This is a genomic window from Pararhodobacter oceanensis, from assembly GCF_003076755.1.
Taxonomy (GTDB): Bacteria; Pseudomonadota; Alphaproteobacteria; order Rhodobacterales; family Rhodobacteraceae; genus Pararhodobacter; species Pararhodobacter oceanensis.
Genome location: NZ_QDKM01000002.1, coordinates 373,759 through 396,243, shown reverse-complemented (window position 1 = coordinate 396,243; position 22,485 = coordinate 373,759). Strand labels below are relative to the sequence as shown.

The window sequence follows — 22,485 nt, the reverse complement described above, 5'->3', positions numbered from 1 at the left end:
TCCCCTCATCAGACCCGGAAACGACCCAGATGCGAGTTGAAGAATGATCTACGAAACTGCCGCCGAATGGACGCGCGCCCCGCAGAAAAGCGTGCTGCTGTTTGGCATGTCAGGCTTGGGCAAAACCCGCACCTCGTCGCTGCTGCGTGAGGGCGGCTGGTTTCATTACTCGGTCGATTACCGCATCGGCACCCGCTATATGGGCGAGGCGATTGCGGATAATTTCAAGCGCGAGGCGATGAAAGTGCCGCTGCTGCGCGAGTTGCTGCTCTCGGATTCGGTGCATATCACCTCGAATATCACCTTTGACAATCTCGCCCCCCTCTCGGCCTATCTGGGCAAACCGGGTGATCCGGCCAAAGGCGGCCTGCCGATTGAGGAATATCGCCGCCGTCAGGCCGAACACCGCGAGGCCGAGGTGGCCGCGCTCTTGGATACGCCGCGGTTTATCGACCGTGCGTCGGATCTTTACGGCTATGAGAATTTCGTCTGCGACACTTCCGGCTCGATCGCCGAGGTGGTGAACCCTGATTATCCGGTCGATCCGGTGCTCAGCGTGCTGTCGCGGCATCTGCTGCTGGTCTGGATCGAAGGCTCGGAGGATCACACCGCCGAGTTGATCCGCCGCTTTGATCGCGCGCCAAAGCCGATGTATTACCGGCCCGATTTCCTGCTCGATGCATGGCAGACCTACCTGAATGAAAGCGGGCGAATGCCAAGCGCCGTTGACCCTGATGCCTTTGTGCGCTGGACCTATGCCCGCGCCTTGGCCCACCGCCAGCCGCGCTATGCGGCGATGGCGGCGAAATGGGGGTTGAAGGTCTGCGCCACCGAGATGGCCAAGGTCAATTCCCCCGATGATTTCAACGCGCTGATTGCCGAAGCCTTGAACCGTCGCGCCGAAGAAGCCGCCTGATCCTCCGCTGATCCTGCCTGCTTATATGTCTCCGCGTCTGTTTGACCGCCGGTGGTCCCATCCCCTGCGTTAAGGACCTGTTATGCCGATTACCCTGCCCGCCACCCTGCCCGCATATGATGTACTCTCTGCCGAGGGCGTCAACGTGATGTCCGACACCCGCGCCGCGCGGCAGGACATCCGCCCGCTGAAGATCGGGCTGCTGAACCTGATGCCGAAAAAGATCCAGACCGAGAACCAGTTCGCGCGGCTGATCGGGGCGACGCCCTTGCAGATCGACTTTCGCCTGATCCGCATGACCGAACATGAGACCCGCAACACCGCCGCCGAGCATATGGAAGAGTTTTACCAATCCTTCCAAGAGGTTAAACATGAGAAATTCGACGGATTGCTGATCACCGGCGCGCCGATCGAGCATCTGCCCTTTGATCAGGTGACCTATTGGGATGAGCTGCGCGAGGTGTTTGACTGGACCCAGACCAACGTGCAATCGACCTTTGGCGTCTGCTGGGGTGGCATGGCGATGATCAATTATTTCCACGGGGTGCGCAAACACCCGCTGGAGCGTAAGGCCTTCGGCTGTTTCCGGCACCAGAACCTTGCCCCCGCCTCGCCGTTCCTGCGCGGGTTTTCGGATGATGTGCTGATCCCGGTCAGCCGCTGGACCGAGATCCGCCAAGAGGAGGTCGATGCCACCGAGGGGCTGGAGACGTTGCTGGGCTCCGCCGAGGTCGGCCCCGCGCTGATCAAGGATCCCGCCCACCGCGCGCTCTATATTTTCAATCATTTTGAATATGATAGCGGCACGCTGAAAGAAGAATACGACCGCGATATTGCCGCCGGTAAGACGATCAATGTGCCGGTGAATTACTACCCCGAGGATGATCCCTCGCGCGTGCCGACCAACCGCTGGCGCAGTCACGCGCATCTCTTGTATGGCAATTGGATCAACGAGATTTACCAAAGCACGCCCTATAATATGGACGAGATCGGCCTCGCGGCGCGCGACGACTAACCGGCGGTGTCACCCGCGCCGCCGCTTGATACGGGCAGGGCCGCGTTGATCACCTGCGCGGCCTGCGCGGTGACGTCGCGCAGCTCTGCGGTCAGCGCATCAAGGGTCTCGGCGCCGGTTTCGCGCAGCAAGAACGCCTGCGCCCCGTCGCCGAGCCGTTCGGCATCGGTCACGCGGTCGCCCAGCAGCCGCTGTGCGCATTGCACCCGCCAGAGTAGCCGGTAGGCCCCCAGCAAAATCTGCTCGTCCTCTTTCTCGATCAGCCCCGCGCGGCGCCCGGCGAGGAGCTGCGCCTCGATCTTGCGGGCCGGAGCGGCGGCTTGCAGCGCCAGCATTTGCGCCATGAGTTCAATGTCTTGCAAGCGACCGGCGCCGTCTTTGGCATCCAGCGCCCCGCGCGCAGGCTTGGCGGCTTGCAGCCGCGCGCGCATCTCGGCCACCGCCTGCGCCACGCCCTCGCCCTTGGATTTCTGCGCCAGCAATTCGCCTCGAAACGCCTCCACCTCAGCGCCCAATTCCGCTGATCCGGCGACCGCGCGAGCGCGGGTCAGCGCCAGATGCTCCCATGTCCAGGCCTCGTCGCGCTGGTAGGCCTCAAACGCTTTGATCGCGGTCGCCACCGGCCCTTGCCGCCCCGAGGGCCGCAGCCGCATATCAACCTCATAAAGCCGCCCCTGCGCCATCGGCGCCGACAAGGCGGTGACCAAAGCCTGCGTCAAACGCGCGTAATAGGGCCGCGCGGCGAGCGGGCGTTTGCCCTCCGAGCCCTCCTGCCCCGCTGCGTCATAAATCACGATCAGATCCAGATCCGAGGCCGCATTCAGCCGCCCCGCGCCCAGTGACCCCATGCCCAGCACCACCGCCCCGCGCCCCGGCGCCGCCCCGTGTTTGCGGGCAAATTCCGCCGCGACCAAGGGCCAGATCGCGGTCAGCACCGTATCGGCGAGTTGCGCGTATTGCGTGGCCGCCTCGACCCCGTCGATCAAGCCGCGCAGATGATGCACGCCGATGCGAAAATGCCATTCCTTATGCCACGCGCGCAGCGCATCAAGCGCGTGTTCATAATCGGCAGACGCCGCCAACCGCTCGGCCAGATCCTGCGCAAGCACCTCTTTTTGCGGCCAATCGGCAAAGAAATCCCCGCCGATCACCGCATCAAACACGCCCGAGTTGCGGGCCAGATATTCGCCGAGTTCGGGTGCGGTGGTCAGCACGTCAATCAGCAGGTCAATCAGCGTCGGATTGGCCTCGAAGAGGGAAAACAACTGCACACCGGCGGGCAGGCCCGAGAGAAAACGATCAAAGCCGATCACCGCCTCGTCGGGCAGCGGCGCCTTCAACAGACGCGACATCAACTCGGGCTGCAGGCGTTTGAAAATCTCCTGCGCGCGCGAGGACCGCATCGCGGGATAAGAGCGCCAGCCGCTGACAATCGCCTCTTGATGCTCGCTCAGCTCCGGCGCCTCGGTGTCGGGTCCGGCGGGGGAACCGGGGGCAAAGAATTCCTCGGTCAGGCTCTGCACCGCCGCCAAGCGTTCCAGCAGGTCTTGCTGCCATGCGGCGGCGTCGGATTGCCCCATGAAACAGGCCAGCCGCGCAAAGCCCTCGGGCGTGCCGGGCAGGATATGGGTCTGCGCGTCATTGATCATCTGCAGCCGGTGTTCGACTTCGCGGTGAGCGCGGTAATGCGCGGTCAACTCGGCGGCCTGTGGCGCCGGTATCCAGCCCTGCGCCGCCAATGCCGCCAGCCCCTCGACGGTGCCGCGCAGCCGCAATTCAGGGTCGCGCCCGCCCGAGATCAACTGCCGCGTCTGGGTGAAAAACTCGATCTCGCGGATGCCGCCTTGGCCCAGTTTCATGTCATGACCGGCCAGCGCCAAAGCCCCGCCCAGCCCTTTGTGATCCCGAATGCGCACACGCATGTCATGGGCGTCCTGGATCGCCGCGTAATCGAGATGCCGCCGCCAGACAAAGGGGCGCAATGTCTCAAGAAACCGCGCCCCCGCCGCCAGATCCCCGGCGCAGGGGCGGGCCTTGATCCATGCCGCGCGCTCCCATGTGCGGCCAAGGCTTTCATAGTAACGCTCGGCGGCCTCCATCGACAGGCAGACCGGCGTCACCGAACCGTCGGGGCGCAGCCGCAGATCGGTGCGAAACACATAGCCCTCGCCGGTGTGGTCATTGAGCAGCGCCGCCGTCTTGCGGGTCGCGCGGATGAAGGCTTGCCGCGCCTCATGGCAGGCACCGGCCTCAAACTGGCTGTCGTCAAACAGGCAGATCAGGTCGATATCCGAGGAATAATTCAGCTCATAGGCGCCCATTTTGCCCATCGCAAAGGCCACCATTCCAGCGCCGCGCTCCTCATCGCCTTGCTGCGCATCGGGGATTTTTCCGCGGCGAATTTCCTCGGCGAGATGGCTGGCCAGCGCGCGCTGAACGGCGGTATCGGCAAGGCGGGTCAGGGCCAGCGTGACCTCCTCAAGCGTCCAAACCCCGCCCAGATCCGCCAGCGCCGCCAACAGCGCGATCCGCCGTTTCGCGCGCCGCAGCATCGAGCCGGTCTCCGCGGGGGGCGCGGGGGTCAGCGCGGCGAGTTCCGCCTCCAAAGCGGCCTCGGGGGATTGCGCGAGGGTCTCGCGCAGCCACTCCGGCTCGATCCCCATCAAGGATTTCAGGAACGGGCTGCACCCCGCCGCACCGGCCAGAACCGCGCGCAATTCAGGCGGTTGATCGGCAAACCGCGCCTCGGCCTCGGCACCGGCGTCAGGATCATAGGCAAGCGGCGCGCGGGTGAGTCGGCTGGCAAAATCTGTCATGGGGCGATTGTCACGCTTGGCGGCGAAAGGTCAACGCAGCAGCCCGCCGCCGCCTGACTTTAGGATCACCCTTGCGTTTGCGCCGCCACATGCGAGACTGTCCAAAATCCACAAGATGACAGGGGTGCGGGATGCGCAAATGGTTGAAACGAATTGGAATCACCCTCGCCGCGCTGATCGTGGTCCTCGCCGCGCTCGGCATCTGGAAACGCGAGGATCTGACCCGTTTGATGGCGGTCAACAGCCTGTTTGACGCCGAGAAGATCACCGCGAATTTCTCGTCGATGGAGACGCTATTCCACACCCGTGCGATGGATGGCGGCAGCGCCACCCCCCTGCCCGAGGGCGATATGCAGGGTTTCGCCGAGGTGGCCGAACCGCTCGATATCGATAGCTGGGTGGCGGAGAATGCGATCACCGGATTGGTGGTGCTGGGCGACGGGCAGTTGCTTATGGAGGGCTATTATCAGGGCACCGAGCAGGACGATCTGCGGATGTCGTGGTCGGTGGCGAAAAGCGTGCTGTCCTTGTTGCTGGGGCAGTTGCACGGCGAGGGGGTGATCCCTGACCTTGATGCGCAAGTGACGGAATTTGCACCGGAATTGCGCGGATCGGCCTATGACGGGGCGAGCATCCGCAACGTCTTGCAGATGGCCTCGGGCGTGGCGTTCAATGAAGATTATTTCGACTTCTGGTCCGATATCAACCGCATGGGGCGGGTGCTGGCGCTGGGCGGCTCGATGGACGGGTTTGCCGCTGGCCAATCGGCGCGCCGCGGCGATCCGGGGGCGGATTGGCAATATGTCTCGATTGACACCCATGTGTTGAGCATGGTGATCCGCGGCGCCACCGGTCGCACGATCCCCGAGCTGGTCGAAGAGAAGCTGTTTGCGCCGATGGGCCTGCGGCGTGATCCCTTCTATGTCACCGATGGCGATGGCGTCGCCTTTGTGCTGGGCGGGCTGAACCTGACGACGCGGGATTATGCGCGGATCGGGCAATTGGTGGCGCAGAACGGGATGTGGGATGGCCAGCAATTGGTGCCCGCCGATTGGATCGCGGAATCGACCGTGGCCAGCGCGCCGGGCGGGGTCGGTTACGGCTATCAATGGTGGCTGCCCGAGGGTGCCGAGGCGGGCGAGGTCTATGCCCGCGGTGTCTACGGGCAGTTCATCTGGATCGACCGCGCCCGCGATGTGGTGATCGCGGTGAATAGCGCCGACCGCGCGTTCCGCGCCGATGGGGTGCTCGACGGTCATATCGAGATGTTCCGCAGCCTCGCGCGGCTGGCCGAGACCCTGCAACCTGCACCCGCAACAGATGCGGCGCTCAGCGATGAGTGAGGCCCCGATCATCGCTCAGAAAGCGCCCTATCCGACCGCGGTCGAGGCCGGAAAATCCTATATGTGGTGCGCGTGCGGGCGCTCGGCCAAGCAGCCGTTTTGCGATGGCTCGCATAAGGGTAGCGGTCTGGTGCCATTGCGCTATACCGCCAGCGAGAGCAAGCGCGTGTTCTTTTGCGGCTGCAAGCATTGCGGCACGCCGCCGCTCTGTGATGGCACGCATAAGACATTGTAATCCAACGACAAGACAGGAGCCCCCAATGCCCCCTCTTCCCGGCGATCCGATCAAAGCGGCCTCGGTCAATGTGCTTGGCGCCGCCCTGCACCCCTGCTCGCATGACCCGCTCACCGGCTACTTTCGCAACGGCTGCTGCGACACCGGACCGGGGGATCGGGGGATCCATACGGTCTGCGCGGTGATGACCGCCGAATTTCTGGCGATGTCGAAATATCTGGGCAATGACCTGAGCACGCCGCGCCCCGAATTCGGCTTTGCCGGTCTCAAACCCGGCGATCAATGGTGCCTCTGCGCCGAGCGGTTCCTGCAGGCCCATGACGAGGGGGCGGCGCCGCGTATCCGGCTGGAAGCGACCCATGAGCGCACGCTGGATGTGGTGCCGCTTGAGGTGCTGCAGATGCACGCGCTGGAGTGATTTTCGCCGGTTACGGGCGGGGCTGCGGGGGTCAGGCGCGGCAATTTGCGCGCTTGCACGGGGGCTGTTGCTGGCGCAGTTTATCCCGATGATAGAGCCCCGTTTCCCCGTCACCGCCGCCCAGATCGACGCTGTGGTCGCCGCCTTCTACGCGCGGATCCGCATCCATCCGGTGCTGGGTCCGGTCTTCGCCAGCCATGTCACCGACTGGCCCGAGCATGAGGCGAAAATCGCCGCCTTCTGGCGCAATGCGATCATGTTCGAGCGCCAGTATGACGGCAATCCGATGATGGTGCATAAACAGGCAGGGAATGTGCGGCCCGGCATGTTCGAGCCATGGCTGGCGCTGTTTGACGAGGTGCTGGCGCAGAGCCTGCCCGAGGCCTCCGCCGCCGCATGGTCCGCCCTCGCCCACCGTATCGGCGCCGGTCTGCGCTATGGTCTGGTCGATAGCGCCACGGACGGGCCACCGCGTCTGGTCTGAAGCAGCAGGTTGAGGACAAAAGACGACGGGCCAGAGATAAGCTCTGGCCCGTGTGCTGCATCCGATGTGGCGCAGATTAGTCGGTCTCGATCTCGTTCTGATCCGAGCGCAGGGTCTCGCCGTCATTGACCTCGGACTGGGTCAGACCACCGGTGTTCATGCTTTGAAACACGGTCGTGCAGCCCATGGTGTCTTCGATAGTCACCAGATCATTCGACTCGCTGCGCAGGTTCTCGCCGTCGCTGGTGTTGACGCGGCTCTCGAGGCAGGCCTGAAACTCGGCCATGGCGCTGTCAATCGGGGCGTTTTGCTCGGCGCGCTGGTTCTGGCCGTGCGATTCTGCCAAGGCACCGGTTGCCGGAATCAGGCTCATCGAAGCGGCAAAAACGGCGGCGGCGGTCATACGGTTGAAGGTCATAATAGGTCGTCCTCTCAGTTTTTTCATCAGACACCAAAGGGCGTTGGGTGTCGCGAAGCGCGGTGGTGCGCCCCATTGATGAGAGAACGTGACGACTGCGGTTAAGTTCCACGCGCTCGGGCCGGTTTTGCGGCGCTTAGCGGAGGATACGTGAGGCAGTTCGTCAATAAATCGTTTAACTTCAACTACTTACATGGCTGAAATATTCTTGCGCAAATAAACGTGATGACGCCGCCGCGTGACCCCGCGCGTGATCACCAGACCGCGCGCGGGGGAATAAGGGCGGGCTCGCGCCGCCCTGCCGTTAGATTTTCATGTCAAAGCCAAGGTGTTTGGCGACGGTGAAAATGTCCTTATCGCCGCGGCCGCACATATTCATCACGATGATATGGTCGCTTGGCAGATCGGGGGCGATTTTGATCACATGGCCGAGCGCGTGGCTGGGCTCGAGCGCGGGAATGATCCCCTCGAGATTGCACGAGAGCTGGAATGCCGCCAGCGCCTCGGCGTCGGTGATGCTGACGTATTCGGCGCGGCCAATGTCATGCAGCCACGAATGCTCAGGCCCGATGCCCGGGTAGTCAAGACCCGCCGAGATCGAATAGCCCTCAAGGATCTGCCCGTCGCCGTCTTGCAAGAGATAGGTGCGGTTGCCGTGCAGCACGCCGGGGCGCCCGCCCGAGAGGCTGGCGCAGTGCTGCATGGTCTCATCGACGCCCTTGCCACCGGCCTCAACGCCGATGATGCGCACCGATTCGTCGTCAAGGAACGGGTAGAACAGGCCCATCGCATTTGAGCCGCCACCGATGGCGGCGATCACCGTGTCGGGCAGCCGCCCCTCGCCCTCTTGCGCGGCGAGTTGTGTGCGAACTTCCTTGCCGATGATCGACTGGAAATCACGCACCATCGCCGGATAGGGATGCGGGCCCGCAACCGTGCCGATGCAATAGAAGGTGTCGCGGACATTGGTCACCCAGTCGCGCAGCGCGTCGTTCATCGCGTCCTTCAGCGTGCCGCGGCCCGAGGTCACCGGCACCACTTCGGCGCCCAAGAGACGCATGCGAAAGACGTTGGGCGCCTGCCGCTCGACATCATGCGCGCCCATATAGACCACGCATTTCAGCCCGAATTTGGCGCAGACTGTGGCCGTGGCGACCCCGTGCTGACCGGCGCCGGTCTCGGCGATGATCCGGGTCTTGCCCATGCGGCGTGCCAGAATGATCTGGCCCAGCACGTTGTTGATCTTATGCGCGCCGGTGTGGTTCAGCTCGTCGCGCTTGAGGTAGATTTTCGCGCCGCCCAGCTCCTGCGTCATCCGCTCGGCGTAATAGAGCGGCGACGGGCGACCGACATAATGGGTCCAGAGATCATCCATCTCGGCCCAGAAGCTGTCGTCGGTCTTGGCGTTCTCGTATTCGGCCTCAAGATCGAGGATCAGCGGCATCAGCGTTTCAGAGACAAAACGCCCGCCGTGCAGGCCGAACCGGCCGTTCTCGTCCGGGCCGCCCATGAAGGAATTGATAAGGTCTTCGGCCATCTGTTCTGCCCCCGCATCTGGTTTGCCCTGTCCTAGAACGCAGAGCGCCTAAGGGCAAGAACTCTGCGCCGGTTCAGGCGTTCTGGCGGGGGAAGATCGGCGTTACCGGCAGAACAGCCGGTCAAAGGCGGCAAGGCATTGGCGCGGCTCAAACCCGGGTGTGCGGGCATCGACCACGGCGGCCAGCAGATAGTCGCTGTATTCCATCGACACTGCCCCCTCCAACAGCCGCGCGCAGTTTGCCGGCGAGATCTGGCATGCGGCGAGCAGTGCCTGTGTGGCGCTGTCATCGGCATTGACGATCGAGCCATCCTCGATCTGCGTGGCCAGCCGCTGTTGGAACAGAAGCCGCACCTCGTCAATCGAGGGTTTGGTGGCAAAAGCCGCGCCCGCACCGGCGATGGCCGCGTAGAACACGGTTTTGCTGATCAGCCCCATGCCCTGCCTCAGCCCTGCGCCGCAGCGGTGAAACGGGCGATCATCTCGGGGTCTTTGACCCCCGGTGCGCTTTCGACGCCCGAGGCGACATCGACCATCCGCGCGCCGGTCAGTTTGACCGCCTCCGCCACATTATCCGGGGTCAGCCCACCGGCCAGCATCCACGGCACCGACCAGCGCCGACCGGCGATCAACCGCCAGTCAAAGGTCAGCCCGTTGCCGCCGGGCAATTCGGCATTCTTGGGCGGTTTCGCATCGACCAGCAGCATATCGGCGTGGCGTGCGTAATCCGAGAGTTTCGAGACATCCTCGGCATCCGCCACGCCAACCGCCTTGATCAGCGGCAAGCCGTAGCGGGCGCGGATCTCCTCGATACGCTCGGGCGTCTCGGCACCGTGTAACTGCAGGAAATCCAAAGGAACCTCGGCCAGCACCGCGTCGAGTTGCGCGTCATCGGCATTGACGAACAGCCCCACCCGCGCCAATCCGACGGGTGCGGCCAGCGAGATCTCGCGGGCCAGCGCGCCGGAAACATAGCGTGGCGATTTGGGAAAGAAATTCAGACCGGCATAGCTGGCGCCCGCAGCGGCGACGGCTTCCATATCCTGCGGCTTGGTCAGACCGCAGATCTTGACCTGAATGCCCGGCTCGCTCATCGCGCGCCGTCACTGTCGTCAAGGATCGCCAGCACTTGGTCGCGCGGCTTCGTGCGCGCTGTATCCGCTGCCGGAGCCCGCGGGGCCTCGGCGCGCAGCTGGCTGTTCTCACGGCGCAATTTCGCCGCCTCGGTGCGGTTGCCACGCTCGCGCAGCCATTCCCAGACCAGCCCCAGCACCAGCCCGATCCCGGCGGCGCCGCCGACGATCACGAACAGCGGCAGGGTCAGCGAATAGCCAAAGCCGAGAAAGGCGCTGACCGTATCCGGCCAGAGCGCCAGCGTCACCGGCGCACGGTTGGCCAGCGCCAGCGTGACGCAAAGCAACAGGACCACAGCCAGGAATGCATAGCGAAGGTATTTCATAAACGTCAGTTCAGTCTTCCAGCCCGTTCAACCGGTCACGCAGCAGCTTGCCGGTCTTGAAGAACGGGACGCATTTTTCTTCGACTTCGACGGTCTCGCCGGTGCGCGGGTTGCGGCCGGTTCTGGCATCGCGACGCTTGACCGAGAAGGCGCCAAATCCGCGCAACTCGACACGTTCGCCACGCGACAGGGCTTCGACAATCTCATCGAAGAACGTGCTGACAATACGCTCAACGTCGCGCTGATAGAGATGTGGATTGTCTTCAGCGAGCTTTTGAATCAGTTCCGAACGGATCATGGCCTCCCCCCAAGGTGGCGCAGTTTCTGCGATAATTGCGGCTTCTGTGGCCGGTTGATTGTCCCACCGACTATAGGCAAAAAGTTTTGACGCACAATGAAAACCGCACGAATCCGTGGGTTTGCAGCTCACTGGCGGCACAAACCTGCCTGTCGGGGTAAGCGAAAGCACGGGCAAAGCACAGGTACGGCACGGGCGCAGCACGGGCGACGCGCGCGTCATGCAGGCGAGCCGAATCAGCACAAACCCGCAGCGATGCGATCTGGCGGGGCCCGGTGGCTGCAAGGCGCGGCGCCAAAAGCGGCATCTGGCGCGCGGGTTTTGCAATTCGCAGACCGGCGGAGGTGAAAAAGCGCCCCCACCCCTGACGGATGGGGGCGCCTTGGTCTTAGGATCAGTCGCCTTTGTTCAGCGCGGCACCCAGGATGTCGCCCAGCGAAGCGCCGGCATCCGAGGAACCATACTGCTGCACGGCTTCTTTCTCTTCGGCGATCTCGCGCGCCTTGATCGACAGACCCAAGCGACGGCTCTTGCTGTCGACCGAGGTGACGCGGACGTCGACCTTGTCACCAACGCCAAAGCGCTCGGGGCGCTGGTCGGCACGGTCACGGGCCAGATCCGAGCGACGGATGAAGGACTTCATACCGTTATACTCGGCCTCGATGCCGCCGTCTTCGATCGCGGTGACCTCAACTGTAATGATCGAGCCACGCTTCACGCCGTCAACAGCCTCGGAGAAGCTGTCTTCGCCCAGAGCCTTGACCGAGAGCGAGATACGCTCGCGCTCGACGTCGACTTCGAGAACTGCGGCCTGAACCACATCGCCTTTGCGGTAGTTCTGGATCGCGTCTTCGCCGCGCTGGTCCCACGACAGGTCGGACAGGTGAACCATGCCGTCGATATCGCCTTCGAGACCGATGAACAGACCGAATTCGGTGATGTTCTTGACTTCACCCTCGATGGTGGCACCGGCGGGGAACGACTCGGCAAAGACTTCCCACGGGTTGCGCTGGGTCTGCTTGAGGCCCAGAGACACGCGGCGCTTGGCGCTGTCGATTTCCAGAACCATGACCTCAACCTCTTGCGAGGTGGACACGATCTTGCCCGGGTGCACGTTCTTCTTGGTCCAGGACATTTCCGAGACGTGAACCAGACCTTCGACGCCCGGCTCCAGCTCGACGAATGCGCCGTAGTCGGTGATATTGGTCACGCGGCCCTTGTGGACCGAACCCAAGGGGTAGCTGCCTTCGACGGCATCCCACGGATCGGCCTGCAGCTGCTTGATGCCTAGGCTGATGCGGTGGGTCTCTTTGTTGATCTTGATCACCTGAACATTCAGGGTCTGACCGATCGAGAGCACCTCGGAGGGGTGGTTGATGCGGCGCCATGCCATATCGGTGACGTGCAGAAGCCCGTCAACACCGCCGAGGTCAACAAACGCACCGTATTCGGTGATGTTCTTGACCACGCCTTCCAGCACCTGACCTTCGGCCAGACGGCTGATCACCTCGGCGCGCTGTTCGGCGCGGCTTTCTTCGAGGATGGCGCGGCGCGAGACCACGATGTTGCCACGACGACGATCCATTTTCAGGATCTGGAACGGCTGCTTGAGACCCATCAGCGGGCCGGCATCACGCACCGGACGGACGTCAACTTGGCTGCCGGGCAAGAACGCCACAGCGCCGCCCAGATCGACGGTAAAGCCGCCTTTGACGCGACCAAAGATCGCGCCTTCGACACGCTCTTCGTCTTCGTAGGCCTTCTCCAGACGGTCCCATGCAGCTTCGCGGCGGGCCTTTTCACGGCTCACAACGGCTTCGCCGCGGGCGTTTTCGACGCGCTCGAGGTAGACTTCCACCTCGTCGCCGACCGCCACTTCGGGGGCTTCGCCTGGGTTGGCGAATTCTTTCAGATCAACGCGGCCTTCCATTTTATAGCCGACGTCGATGATGGCTTGGCCGGCCTCGATGGCGATGACCTTGCCTTTAACGACAGATCCCTCAACCGGGGTGTCGATTTCAAAAGACTCTGCGAGTAGAGCCTCGAATTCTTCCATTGTAGCGTTAGCGCTCATTCAAAAGTTCCTTCGTGGTTGTTTTACTGGCCATGCGGTTGGTTCCGCCGGTCTTTGACTGTTCCCGGACTTTTACTGTCCATTACGAAAAGGGCCGCATGGGCGCAGAATCACTCTGAGCCACGGCAGCCCCGCCTCGGGATGGGCGGTCTGTATCGCGATTTGCCACCGCAAGCAAGCGCAGAGCCCTTTTTTCGCAGGCTGCACGCGGGGTTCGCCCTGCAGCGAGCGATATGCCCCGCTTAGTCCCGCCGCGCACGCCCTAGCAATAGCGCTCGGGCCCGATCCATTGCACCGGATCATAACGGTCGCCATGGGCCCAGCCGACCGGCAGTACCGCCTCGATCCGCGCCAGATCCTCGGGCCCGAGCACCAGTTCCGCGCCCTGGATCGCCTCGCGCAGATGCTGCGGATCACGGGTGCCGGGGATCGGCAGGATATGCTCGCCCTGCGCCAAGAGCCAGGCAATCGCCAGCGCCGCGGCGGGCACGCCCATCTCGGCGGCAAGCTGCCGGAAGCGGTCGGTGATCGCCAGATTGGCGACATGGTTTTCAGGCGCAAACCGCGGATTGACCTTGAGAAAGGGCACCCGCTCCACATCGCCCACCCGCAACGGCCGGTCGGTCAACATCGACCGCCCCACCGGCGAAAACGCCACCAAAGCCGTGCCCAGTTCCGCGCAGGTCTGCACCAACCCCAGTTCCGGCGCGCGGGTTTGCAGGGAATACTCCGATTGCACCGCGTCGATATGATGCACCGCAGCGGCACGGCGCAGGGAGGCGGGCGCGATCTCGGAATAGCCGATGGCGCGGGTCTTGCCCTTGGCCTGCAGCCGCGCCAAGACCTCGGTCACCTCTTCAATCGGCCGCGCGGCCTCGCGGCGGTGAACATAAAACAGATCCACATGATCAACGCCCATGCGCATGAGACTGGCGTCCAGCTCCGCCTCCAGATGCGCGGCGGAATTGTCGAGCTTGCGCGCGCCCGAGGCGTCCTGCGAAATCCCCGCCTTGGTCGCCAGCACAAACCGCTCCCGCGCCGCCGGTCGGGCCTTGAGATAACTGCCGATCCACCGCTCGGACCGCCCGCTGCCATAGACATTCGAGGTATCGAGATGGGTAACCCCCGCCTCCAGCATCAGATCCAGCAGCGCATGCGAGGCGGCCTCGCTGGTCGGCCCGTAGAAATCCGAAAACGACATCGCCCCGTAGCCCAGCGCCGACACCTCCGGTCCGTGTTTCCCCAATCTCCGTGTCTTCATAGATCCCTCCAGATCAATACGCGCCCCGCCCGGCCGCCACTTTATGCCCTAAATATCCTGCGGGGGTGAATTTGCGAAGCAAAGAGGGGGCGCAAAGCCCCCTCCCTGAACCGATGCCGCCACAGCGGCATCACATCGTGTCGGGCGCAGCCCGGCAATTTACTTACAACTGGTCCATGACCTCATCCGAGGCCTCGAAATTCGCCGTCACCGATTGCACATCGTCATCGTCTTCCAGCGCATCCAACAGCTTCATCAGCTTTTGCATACCCTCAAGATCCAATTCCGTGGTGGTCTGCGGCTTCCACACCAGTTTCGTCGACAGCGAGTCGCCCAGCGCCTCCTCCAGCGCCGAGGACACATCCGCGAGGTCCTCGAAATCGGTCCAGATCACATGCCCGTCGTCCGAGCTTTCCACATCCGAGGCACCGGCCATGATCGCCGCATCCATCACCGTGTCTTCATCACCGGCGCTGGCCGGATAGACGATCTGCCCCATGCGGTCGAACATAAAGCCCACCGAGCCGGTCTCGCCCAGATTGCCGCCGCATTTGGTGAAGGTCGAGCGCACATTCGACGCGGTGCGGTTGCGGTTGTCGGTCATCGCCTCGACAATCACCGCGACGCCGCCCGGCCCATAGCCCTCATAGCGGATTTCGTCGTAGTTCTCGGCGTCTCCGGCCTGCGATTTCTTGATCGCGCGGTCGATCACGTCTTTCGGCACCGAGACCGCTTTCGCCTCTTTCACCGCCAGCCGCAGGCGCGGGTTCTTATCGGGATCGGGATCGCCCATCTTGGCGGCAACCGTGATCTCCTTGGACAATTTCGAGAACAGCTTCGAGCGCGCGGCGTCCTGCCGGCCTTTGCGATGCTGAATATTTGCCCATTTCGAGTGGCCTGCCATTGTCGTCTCCGGTTGTTTTTCAGATTTCGGCTATAAAACAGCAACCGGCGCGCTGGCAAGGGGCGGGCCCTGCCGCGACGCGCGGTTGCGTGGCGTTATTTTTGCGCGACCGAGCAGCAGCGCAGAAAAAAACCGCCCGGCATAAGCGGGGCGGTTTCAAGGGTGTTACGCATCGCGGCTCTGGCTCAGGCCGCGCGCGCCACAAGCACGTCACCGACCTGCTTTTGCGCATTGGCTTCATCGACGCCCGAGACGGCAGCGACTTCGCGGGTCAGGCGTTCGAGCGCGGCTTCATAAAGCTGGCGCTCGGAATAGCTTTGCTCGCGCTGGTCGTCGGTGCGGTGCAGGTCGCGGACCACTTCGGCAATCATCAGCAGGTCGCCCGAGTTGATCTTCTGCTCGTATTCCTGCGCGCGGCGCGACCACATCGCGCGTTTTACCCGCGCCTTGCCCTTGAGCGTCGCCAGAGCCCGCGTCACCGTGTCCTGCGAGGACAACCCGCGCATGCCCACTTCGACCGCCTTATTGGTCGGCACCCGCAGCGTCATCTTGTCCTTTTCGAAGGAAATCACAAAGAGCTCCAGCTCCATACCGGCAATCTCGCGGTCTTCGATGGAGACAATCTTGCCCACCCCATGAGCAGGGTAGACAACAAAGTCATTCGGACGAAACTCAGCTTTGCGGCTCTTGCTCATACAGGCGTATCCTCGGTTGGGCCCGGAATTTCAGCGACAAGCGTTGCGCTGGGAGGCTATGCTCCCATCGCATCGGATCGTCATTGCCGAAAAAAAGCACCCCACAGCGAGCAGCGCTGCAGATGCTGGGCAGATAAATGTTATAAAACAATACATAGCACAAATTCGACCCGAATCAAAGGGTCGAATCGCGCAATATGCTGCACAGCGGCGTGATTCGCCGCTTTTGCGCGGCGCGGTGCCGCGCCTATGGTCCTAGCTGCCCTCGCCCGGCGCTTCCGAGAAGTATTTCGACAGTTTGTCGGCCTCGCCGTCGCGCTCTTCGGCCTCGGGCATCGGGTCTGAACGCTGGGTGATCACCGGCCAGACCTCGGCATATTTGCGGTTCAGCTCGACCCAGCTTTCCAGCCCCGGCTCGGTGTCCGGGCGGATCGCATCGGCCGGGCATTCCGGCTCGCAGACCCCGCAGTCGATACATTCATCGGGATGAATGACCAACATATTCTCGCCCTCATAGAAACAGTCTACGGGGCATACTTCGACACAGTCGGTGTATTTGCAGGCAATGCAATTGTCGATCACGACATAGGTCATGGCGGGGCTCGTCTTTGTTTGTCCGCTCGGACTTAACCCCCTCGGCGCAATCAATCAAGGCGCTGTGTCATCCCTGCGGTCCCGCGCCGCATCAAAGCCGGTATCGAGGGTGTCATCGGGGGCCGTATCCGAGGCGTGACCCATCGCCGAATCAACCGCGGCATCGAAATCGCGCCGCGCCTTGCCGGTCGGACGTCCGCCACGGCGCGCCTGCGGGGCGGCGGCGTCGGGCTTTGGTGCCTCGGGTTGCAGGTCTTGATAGAGCGCCTGCGCCTCGGGGGCGGGGCCACGGCGGGTGCCGGGGGCGAGGATGCGGATGACGCGCACACGGTCGCCCTGGGTGAAAGTCAGCGTGTCACCGGCGCGCACCGGTTGCGCAGGCTTGCTGACCGGATTGCCATTGAGCCGCAGGGGCCCGCGCACCGCCGCCGCCGCCAAGGAGCGCGATTTGAAGAACCGCGCATGCCAGAGCCATTTGTCGAGGCGGATCGACTCGCTGGCCTGTGGGGCGGATTGCGGTGCGGCTGCTGGGGTGGAGGGGGTCTTGTCGCTCATAGCGCTATAGAGGCGAGAGCGGCGGCAAGGTCCCCCCTGCCGCCGCGTCTGCGCTTTAGTCTTTCTTGACCGTATCGCGCAGCCCCATCAGGGCGGCGGCGAAGGGATTATCGGGATCAATCCGGTCCTTCTTGCGGTCGGGGCCGGACTGGAACTTGCGCGGCTGCTGGCGGGCGTTATCGCGGCCACCATCACGACCAGTGTCACGGCGCCCGGGCTTGCCACCCTTGCCGCGCCGATCACCTTGGCGCTCGCCTTGCGGTTTGCCGCCACCATCGCCACGGCCCTGCGGCTTGCCACGACGCTCGCCGTCGCGGCGCGGACGCTCGCCCTGTGCCTCGCCCTCGGCCGGAGCGGCACCCCGACGCTGGCCACCACGGCCCTGCCCGTCACGCGCACGGTGGCGCGGACGCGGTGCCCAGCGGAAGGTATAGAAGACTTCCATCTCCTCGGCGGCGGGTGCTGCGGCTTCAGCGGCGGCGGGCGCTTCAGCCTCGCTTGCTGCGTCTGCAGGAGCTTCTGCGGGTGCCTCGGCAACCACGGTTTCGGCTTCGACCTCGGGGGCCGCTTCCGCCACTTCTGGGGCCACTTCAGTCACCACCTCCCCTTCGGGGGCAGCTTCCGCAGCCTCGCCCGCTTCACTGGCAGGCTCGCTGGCTGGCTCATCCGCAGCCGCCTCATCCGCCACAATTGCGGATTTATCGGCCTCGGCCTGCGCCTGCGCGGCGATCTCTTCGGCGGTCGCCTCGACGCTCGGTGCCGGGCGTTGTTTGACCCGCTCACCGCGCTCGGCGGCATAGCCCAGCCCCTGCATCAGATCGGCGAACTGCTCCAGCGTCATGCCGGTGATCGACAGCATATCCGGCGCCGCCTCAAAGCCAGCGCGGGTGTCGCGGGTGCGCAGCATATCGGCCAGCCGCTCGAGCATATCAATGCGGATCGCGCGCGCACCTGCCGGACGGTAGCCCGAGAGCGTGTAATGCTGCGCCGGCACATCCTCGAGATTGGGGATCGTCACCAGACCCGGCGGCGGGCTTTCGGGGAAAGTATCGAGCCCGTTCATCAGCGACCAAAGCACCAGCCGCAGCCGCGTCGGCGCGGGCTTCAACAGCGCCGGCAGGAAGATGGTGAACTGGCCAAAGCGCACACCGTGCTTGCGCAAGAGCCCGCGCGCCTCTTGATCCAGCGCCTTGACGTCCTCGGCCACCGCCTCGCGCGGCAGGATGCCCAGCGCCTCGACCAGTTGAAACGCAAAGCCCCGCGCCAACCCGCTCAGGGTCTCGTCGCGCTGCAGGTTCAGCAAAGGCTCGAACAGCGCCGCCACCTTGCGGTCGATGAAATGCTGCAACCGGCGGCGCACCTTATCGGCAACCTCGGCTCCGGCCTCGTCATCAACGAAGGCCACCGCCTGCGGACGCAGCGCATCAGGACCGGCAACCAGCTTGCCGATCGCCTCTGTGCCCCACATCAGGCCACCCTGCTCGGTGAATTCCATCTCCGTATCAGGCGCATTGTAAAACCGGTCCGCGCGCAGATGAAACGCCGGCGCCAGCGCCGCAACGGCGGCCTGACGCACAATCCGCGCCTCTTCGCTCGATGTCGTTTGATCCTGCCGGAACCGGAATCCTTCGAGACGGCCGATGAATTCGCCCTCAACCGTCACTTCGCCCTTGTCATTCACCTCGGCCACAAGGCTCTCCTTTTGGTTCAACCGGCGCATCAATACAGAGGTGCGCCGGTCAACAAATGCTGCTGTCAGGCGTTCGTGCAACGCATCTGACAGCCGGTCTTCTACAGCGCGGGTTTCCCCGCGCCAATGGTTTTCGTCATCGACCCACCCACTTCGTTGCGCGACATAGGTCCATGTGCGGATAAAGGCCAGTCTGCGTGACAGCGTGTCAATATCACCCTGCACGCGGTCAATCTGCGAAATATTGCGCGCCAGCCAGTCACTCGGCACTTTCCCGCCGCCATGGAGGAAGTCAAACAGCTGCGACAATAGCTCGGCGTGTTCGGCCTGCGAGATGCCGCGAAAATCGGGCACACGGCAGACATCCCAGAGCAGCCGCACATCGCGGGCATCGCGCAGCTTGCCGGTGACCTCGGGCATTGCGGTCAGGGATTTGAGCGCCAACAGGTCATCAGCCTCGCGCACCCGCGTTAACCAAGGATCATTGGTCTGCGCCTCAAGGCTCGAGATCAGCCGGTCGGCAGTGCCGAATTCCAGCTTGGCATTGCGCCAATGCAGCTTGCGCACCGGCATAAACAGATGGTTTTCAATGGATTGCACAACTTCGGGCGAGAGAGCGCGCGCCTCGCCGGTGACCCCGAAGGTGCCCGAGGTCACATGCCGCCCCGCGCGTCCGGCGATCTGCGCCAACTCATCGGGCAGCAAGGGCCGCATCCGCCGCCCGTCAAATTTCGAGGTGCCGGCAAAGGCGACATGTTTGATATCGAGGTTCAGCCCCATGCCGATCGCATCGGTGGCAACCAGATAATCGACATCGCCGTTTTGATAGAGTTCCACCTGCGCGTTGCGGGTCCGCGGGCTCAAAGCGCCCATGACAATCGCGCAACCGCCCTTCTGGCGGCGGATCAACTCGGCAATCGCGTAAACATTCTCGACCGAGAACGCCACAATCGCCGAACGCGCCGGCATCCGCGCCAGTTTCTTTGATCCCGCATAAGATAGCTGCGACAGCCGGTCGCGGCGCAGGAATTGCGCCTTGGGCACCAGATCGGCAATCGCCCCGCGCATTGTGTCCGAGCCCAGAAACAGCGTCTCCTGCAGCCCGCGCGCATGCAGCAGCCGTTCGGTGAACACATGCCCGCGGTCGGGATCGGCGCAAAGCTGGATCTCGTCGATGGCGACGAAATCGGCGCCGATCTCCAAAGGCATCGCCTCGGTGGTGCAGACCCAATAGGCGGTGCGCGGCGGCACAATCCGCTCCTCGCCGGTGACCAGCGCCACCACCGAGGGGCCGCGCAGGGCGACAATCCGGTCATAGACCTCGCGCGCCAATAGCCGCAGCGGCAGGCCGATGACGCCGGTGCGATGGCTGAGCATGCGCTCGATGGCATAATGGGTTTTGCCGGTGTTGGTCGGTCCCAGGACCGCCGTCACCCGCGATTGACTGCTCATGTTCATGATCGTGCTCTGCTCGTTAAGATGGCCCGCAAGATGGCTGACGCCGCTTGCATCCCTGCGGCCATGACATGAGGGCGCCTGCAGCCCCGCCGGATCGTGTTCGCTCCATGACCCACGCCCGATCTGTGAAACTCGCCCGAACTGTTAAAGCGCCGCCCCCGCCGTGGCAAGGTCGAGCCGCGCCACCGCATCCAGCACCGAGGTCTGATGCGGATGCACCGCCAGCGAGGCCTGATAGGCAGCGCGCGCCTCTTCGGGGCGGTCGAGCTGCTCAAGGATCATGCCAAGCCCGGCCAGCGCGCCGAAATGCTGCGGGTTGCGGATCAGCACCTGTTCGATATCGGCCAGCGATTGGCCCAGCCGGTTGATCATGAAATAGGCGGTGGCGCGCCCGTTCCAGCCTTCGGCGAAATCGGGATCATGGTCGATCACGGCACTGAAATGGGCGATTGCATCCTCGGCCTGTCCGGTGTGCAACGCCGCCTGCCCGCGCCCATAGAGATAATCAATCGCCGCCGAGCCCGAGCGCGCCCAGCGCCGCAAGATCTGCCGCTCCAGCCGCACCCAGCGCTCTTGATCGGGCCGCGCCAATTCGCGCAGCAATTCCTCGGTCGGCACCGCCTGAACCGGCATCACTTGCGCCTGCCCCTGCTGGCTTTGCGGCAGGTCTTGCGCCACCACCGGCCCCGCCACTGCCGAGAGTGACGTAAAGGTCAAACTTGCCGCAACGAGAGCATTGAGGAACGTGCAGGACTGCTTCATAGTTGCAATCATACTGTGGCCTTGAGAAATTGCGAGAGCAACTCCTCCATGGCCGGAAATTTTAACATCACGATCAGGATAGAACAGACATGAGCGACGTTATCAAAAAGGCCGTAGAAGCATTGGCCGTCAAAACCGCCGGTGGCATAGATGGATCGGCCAAATTCGTCATCGAGGGCGAGGGCTCGGTGGTGATCGACGGTGACGGCGCGCGCGAAGGCGATGATGAGACCGATGTCACGCTGACCGCCTCGGCCGAGACGTTCGAGGGCATCATGAACGGCGATGTGAACCCGACGATGGCGTTTATGTCCGGCAAGCTGAAAATCGACGGCTCGATGAGCTCGGCGATGAAACTCGCCTCGGTTCTGGGCTAAGATGGAGCTGCCCGCCGCACCTCTGGCCGCCTGTGACGCGCCCGAGGGCGGGCGGGCCTATTGGCTCAAGGCGGCGGACGGGCAGCGCCTGCGCCTCGCGCATTGGCCGGGCGAGAGACAGGTTCTGATCCTGCCCGGCCGCACCGAATATATCGAGAAATACGGTCTGGTGATCCGCGATCTGGCGGCGCAGGGCTGGGGCGCGATGGTCATCGACTGGCGCGGCCAAGGGCTCGCCGACCGCAGCAACCCTGACGCGAGCATGGGCGATGTGGCGCGGTTCTCGGATTTCCAGCTTGATCTCGACGCCTATCTTAATGCCGCCGCAGACCTCGGCGCCAGTCACGCGCCATGGCTCGCGCATTCAATGGGCGGCTGCATTGCCCTGCGCGGCCTGATCCGCGGCAAGACCCCGCCGGCGGTGGCCTTCAGCGGCCCGATGCTCGGCCTCAACCAACCCGCCTATCTGACCCCGGCCCTACGCGCGATGGCGCTGGTGATGCGCCCCTTGGGGCTCGATAAACGCTACGCGCCGACCACCGGCCCCGATTTCGGCCTGCCCGGCATGGCGTTCGAGGACAACACGCTGACCAGCGACCGCGCCCAATTCGACCGGATGAAAGCCCAGATCGTGGCCGACCCGCGGCTGGCACTCGGCGGCCCCTCGCTGCGCTGGATGATCGAGGCATTGGCCGAGATGGAGGCCCTTGCCGCCCTCCCCTCCCCGCAAATTCCCGCGCTCTTCGGGCTCGGCAGCGACGAGGAAATCGTCAGCCAAGCGGCGATTCGCACCCGCGTCGCCAATTGGCCCGGCGCCGAACTCGCTTTCTTTGAGGGCGCGCGCCACGAACTCACCATGGAACGCCCCGAGGTCCGCGACGACTTCCTCGCCCGCATGCTCACCCTGTTCAACGAACACGCCTCCTGACCCCTCATCTGTCCATAAATATCCTGGGGTGAATTCGGCGCAGCCGAAGAGGGGCAAAGCCCCAAAATAGCGCAACCATATCTCCCGCCGCGCAAAGCGTCACATAGAGCGCCGCCCCGTCCCCACTTTATGCCCCAAATATCCCGGGGGAGGCCGCAGGCCGGGGGCAGCGCCCCCTCAATCTTCCACCACTCAAAGCACCACCGAGGGCCGCACGCCTGACAGAAACGGCACGGCTTGGCCCGCCG

22 protein-coding genes and 1 pseudogene are annotated in these 22,485 nt (G+C 63.7%); 8 read left to right on the top strand and 15 right to left on the bottom strand.

The window, feature by feature from the left end; translation table 11 throughout:
• The first annotated feature begins 43 nt into the window (after positions 1–43).
• Both DDE20_RS06270 and metA read left to right on the top strand, forming a co-directional pair.
• Positions 44–916 carry an ATPase gene (locus tag DDE20_RS06270; protein WP_116557603.1) on the top strand — a complete coding sequence of 291 codons (873 nt, stop codon included), beginning with the start codon at positions 44–46 and terminating at the stop codon, positions 914–916.
• 82 nt (positions 917–998) lie between these two features.
• Positions 999–1,931 (top strand): homoserine O-acetyltransferase MetA, encoded by a 933-nt coding sequence (gene metA, locus DDE20_RS06265; RefSeq protein WP_116557602.1) that lies wholly within the window; start codon positions 999–1,001, stop codon positions 1,929–1,931.
• Here the strand turns inward: metA and DDE20_RS06260 are convergent.
• Positions 1,928–4,747 (bottom strand): [protein-PII] uridylyltransferase family protein, encoded by a 2,820-nt coding sequence (locus DDE20_RS06260; protein ID WP_116557601.1) that lies wholly within the window; start codon positions 4,745–4,747, stop codon positions 1,928–1,930. The two genes, metA and DDE20_RS06260, sit on opposite strands and share 4 nt — an antisense overlap.
• A 143-nt stretch (positions 4,748–4,890) precedes the next feature.
• On the opposite strand from DDE20_RS06260, the gene DDE20_RS06255 reads away from it, so the two are divergent.
• From DDE20_RS06255 to DDE20_RS06240, 4 genes are all read left to right on the top strand, one after another.
• The gene (locus DDE20_RS06255) at positions 4,891–6,090 is read left to right on the top strand and encodes a serine hydrolase domain-containing protein (RefSeq protein ID WP_338066506.1); all 1,200 of its coding nucleotides are present in this window, start codon (positions 4,891–4,893) and stop codon (positions 6,088–6,090) included.
• The gene (locus DDE20_RS06250; protein ID WP_116557599.1) at positions 6,083–6,325 is read left to right on the top strand and encodes a CDGSH iron-sulfur domain-containing protein; all 243 of its coding nucleotides are present in this window, start codon (positions 6,083–6,085) and stop codon (positions 6,323–6,325) included. Before DDE20_RS06255 ends, DDE20_RS06250 begins: the two co-directional genes overlap by 8 nt.
• Before the next feature lie 25 nt (positions 6,326–6,350).
• Positions 6,351–6,743 (top strand): DUF2237 family protein, encoded by a 393-nt coding sequence (locus DDE20_RS06245; RefSeq protein WP_240607866.1) that lies wholly within the window; start codon positions 6,351–6,353, stop codon positions 6,741–6,743.
• A gap of 88 nt (positions 6,744–6,831) precedes the next feature.
• Positions 6,832–7,227: a group III truncated hemoglobin gene (locus tag DDE20_RS06240; RefSeq protein ID WP_116557872.1), complete on the top strand. Its 396-nt coding sequence runs from the start codon at positions 6,832–6,834 to the stop codon at positions 7,225–7,227.
• 76 nt (positions 7,228–7,303) lie between these two features.
• Here DDE20_RS06240 and DDE20_RS06235 read toward each other — a convergent pair whose 3' ends face one another.
• From DDE20_RS06235 to DDE20_RS06170, 14 genes and pseudogenes are all read right to left on the bottom strand, one after another.
• Complete coding sequence (locus tag DDE20_RS06235; protein ID WP_116557598.1) at positions 7,304–7,645, bottom strand: hypothetical protein; 342 nt, start codon at positions 7,643–7,645, stop codon at positions 7,304–7,306.
• Between the two features lie 304 nt (positions 7,646–7,949).
• Positions 7,950–9,182 (bottom strand): tryptophan synthase subunit beta, encoded by a 1,233-nt coding sequence (gene trpB, locus DDE20_RS06230; RefSeq protein WP_116557597.1) that lies wholly within the window; start codon positions 9,180–9,182, stop codon positions 7,950–7,952.
• Positions 9,183–9,284: 102 nt separating this feature from the next.
• Positions 9,285–9,620 (bottom strand): hypothetical protein, encoded by a 336-nt coding sequence (locus DDE20_RS06225; protein WP_116557596.1) that lies wholly within the window; start codon positions 9,618–9,620, stop codon positions 9,285–9,287.
• 8 nt (positions 9,621–9,628) lie between these two features.
• Complete coding sequence (locus DDE20_RS06220) at positions 9,629–10,276, bottom strand: phosphoribosylanthranilate isomerase (RefSeq protein ID WP_116557595.1); 648 nt, start codon at positions 10,274–10,276, stop codon at positions 9,629–9,631.
• The gene (locus tag DDE20_RS06215) at positions 10,273–10,641 is read right to left on the bottom strand and encodes a lipopolysaccharide assembly protein LapA domain-containing protein (protein WP_116557594.1); all 369 of its coding nucleotides are present in this window, start codon (positions 10,639–10,641) and stop codon (positions 10,273–10,275) included. The genes DDE20_RS06220 and DDE20_RS06215 overlap by 4 nt, the downstream gene beginning before the upstream one ends.
• Positions 10,642–10,651: 10 nt before the next feature.
• A complete protein-coding gene (ihfB, locus tag DDE20_RS06210) occupies positions 10,652–10,939 on the bottom strand; it encodes an integration host factor subunit beta (protein ID WP_116557593.1) in 288 nt (95 codons plus the stop codon).
• Positions 10,940–11,333: 394 nt separating this feature from the next.
• A complete protein-coding gene (gene rpsA, locus DDE20_RS06205; RefSeq protein ID WP_116557592.1) occupies positions 11,334–13,013 on the bottom strand; it encodes a 30S ribosomal protein S1 in 1,680 nt (559 codons plus the stop codon).
• Between the two features lie 262 nt (positions 13,014–13,275).
• Complete coding sequence (locus tag DDE20_RS06200) at positions 13,276–14,274, bottom strand: aldo/keto reductase (protein WP_116557591.1); 999 nt, start codon at positions 14,272–14,274, stop codon at positions 13,276–13,278.
• 163 nt (positions 14,275–14,437) lie between these two features.
• On the bottom strand, positions 14,438–15,178 hold the full coding sequence (locus DDE20_RS06195) for a YebC/PmpR family DNA-binding transcriptional regulator (protein WP_116557590.1): 741 nt from the start codon (positions 15,176–15,178) through the stop codon (positions 14,438–14,440).
• A gap of 185 nt (positions 15,179–15,363) precedes the next feature.
• Positions 15,364–15,873: a CarD family transcriptional regulator gene (locus DDE20_RS06190; RefSeq protein ID WP_116557589.1), complete on the bottom strand. Its 510-nt coding sequence runs from the start codon at positions 15,871–15,873 to the stop codon at positions 15,364–15,366.
• Between the two features lie 255 nt (positions 15,874–16,128).
• Complete coding sequence (gene fdxA / locus DDE20_RS06185; protein WP_116557588.1) at positions 16,129–16,467, bottom strand: ferredoxin FdxA; 339 nt, start codon at positions 16,465–16,467, stop codon at positions 16,129–16,131.
• 168 nt (positions 16,468–16,635) lie between these two features.
• Positions 16,636–17,022: pseudogene (locus DDE20_RS06180) on the bottom strand (RNA-binding S4 domain-containing protein); the annotation flags it as partial.
• 55 nt (positions 17,023–17,077) lie between these two features.
• A complete protein-coding gene (locus DDE20_RS06175; RefSeq protein ID WP_116557871.1) occupies positions 17,078–20,164 on the bottom strand; it encodes a helicase-related protein in 3,087 nt (1,028 codons plus the stop codon).
• Between the two features lie 150 nt (positions 20,165–20,314).
• The gene (locus DDE20_RS06170; protein ID WP_240607865.1) at positions 20,315–20,932 is read right to left on the bottom strand and encodes a tetratricopeptide repeat protein; all 618 of its coding nucleotides are present in this window, start codon (positions 20,930–20,932) and stop codon (positions 20,315–20,317) included.
• A gap of 89 nt (positions 20,933–21,021) precedes the next feature.
• Between DDE20_RS06170 and DDE20_RS06165 the strand changes: the two genes are divergently transcribed.
• Together DDE20_RS06165 and DDE20_RS06160 are read left to right on the top strand one after the other, a co-directional pair.
• Complete coding sequence (locus tag DDE20_RS06165; protein WP_116557586.1) at positions 21,022–21,309, top strand: SCP2 sterol-binding domain-containing protein; 288 nt, start codon at positions 21,022–21,024, stop codon at positions 21,307–21,309.
• A gap of 1 nt (position 21,310) precedes the next feature.
• Positions 21,311–22,237, top strand: a complete 927-nt coding sequence (locus tag DDE20_RS06160; protein ID WP_116557585.1) for an alpha/beta fold hydrolase — start codon at positions 21,311–21,313, stop codon at positions 22,235–22,237.
• Positions 22,238–22,485 lie beyond the last annotated feature (248 nt).

Excerpts from the sequence above, each read along its gene's own strand:
- DDE20_RS06235 (WP_116557598.1), bottom strand. The coding sequence starts at position 7,645 with ATGACCTTCAACCGTATGACCGCCGCCGCCGTTTTTGCCGCTTCGATG.
- DDE20_RS06270 (WP_116557603.1), top strand. The coding sequence starts at position 44 with ATGATCTACGAAACTGCCGCCGAATGGACGCGCGCCCCGCAGAAAAGC.
- DDE20_RS06215 (WP_116557594.1), bottom strand. The coding sequence starts at position 10,641 with ATGAAATACCTTCGCTATGCATTCCTGGCTGTGGTCCTGTTGCTTTGC.
- DDE20_RS06195 (WP_116557590.1), bottom strand. The coding sequence starts at position 15,178 with ATGGCAGGCCACTCGAAATGGGCAAATATTCAGCATCGCAAAGGCCGG.
- DDE20_RS06240 (WP_116557872.1), top strand. The coding sequence starts at position 6,832 with ATGATAGAGCCCCGTTTCCCCGTCACCGCCGCCCAGATCGACGCTGTG.
- DDE20_RS06170 (WP_240607865.1), bottom strand. The coding sequence starts at position 20,932 with ATGAAGCAGTCCTGCACGTTCCTCAATGCTCTCGTTGCGGCAAGTTTG.
- DDE20_RS06245 (WP_240607866.1), top strand. The coding sequence starts at position 6,351 with ATGCCCCCTCTTCCCGGCGATCCGATCAAAGCGGCCTCGGTCAATGTG.
- DDE20_RS06200 (WP_116557591.1), bottom strand. The coding sequence starts at position 14,274 with ATGAAGACACGGAGATTGGGGAAACACGGACCGGAGGTGTCGGCGCTG.
- DDE20_RS06190 (WP_116557589.1), bottom strand. The coding sequence starts at position 15,873 with ATGAGCAAGAGCCGCAAAGCTGAGTTTCGTCCGAATGACTTTGTTGTC.
- ihfB (WP_116557593.1), bottom strand. The coding sequence starts at position 10,939 with ATGATCCGTTCGGAACTGATTCAAAAGCTCGCTGAAGACAATCCACAT.
- trpB (WP_116557597.1), bottom strand. The coding sequence starts at position 9,182 with ATGGCCGAAGACCTTATCAATTCCTTCATGGGCGGCCCGGACGAGAAC.
- DDE20_RS06165 (WP_116557586.1), top strand. The coding sequence starts at position 21,022 with ATGAGCGACGTTATCAAAAAGGCCGTAGAAGCATTGGCCGTCAAAACC.
- fdxA (WP_116557588.1), bottom strand. The coding sequence starts at position 16,467 with ATGACCTATGTCGTGATCGACAATTGCATTGCCTGCAAATACACCGAC.
- DDE20_RS06160 (WP_116557585.1), top strand. The coding sequence starts at position 21,311 with ATGGAGCTGCCCGCCGCACCTCTGGCCGCCTGTGACGCGCCCGAGGGC.
- DDE20_RS06260 (WP_116557601.1), bottom strand. The coding sequence starts at position 4,747 with ATGACAGATTTTGCCAGCCGACTCACCCGCGCGCCGCTTGCCTATGAT.
- DDE20_RS06250 (WP_116557599.1), top strand. The coding sequence starts at position 6,083 with ATGAGTGAGGCCCCGATCATCGCTCAGAAAGCGCCCTATCCGACCGCG.
- metA (WP_116557602.1), top strand. The coding sequence starts at position 999 with ATGCCGATTACCCTGCCCGCCACCCTGCCCGCATATGATGTACTCTCT.
- DDE20_RS06175 (WP_116557871.1), bottom strand. The coding sequence starts at position 20,164 with ATGAGCAGTCAATCGCGGGTGACGGCGGTCCTGGGACCGACCAACACC.
- DDE20_RS06225 (WP_116557596.1), bottom strand. The coding sequence starts at position 9,620 with ATGGGGCTGATCAGCAAAACCGTGTTCTACGCGGCCATCGCCGGTGCG.
- DDE20_RS06220 (WP_116557595.1), bottom strand. The coding sequence starts at position 10,276 with ATGAGCGAGCCGGGCATTCAGGTCAAGATCTGCGGTCTGACCAAGCCG.
- rpsA (WP_116557592.1), bottom strand. The coding sequence starts at position 13,013 with ATGAGCGCTAACGCTACAATGGAAGAATTCGAGGCTCTACTCGCAGAG.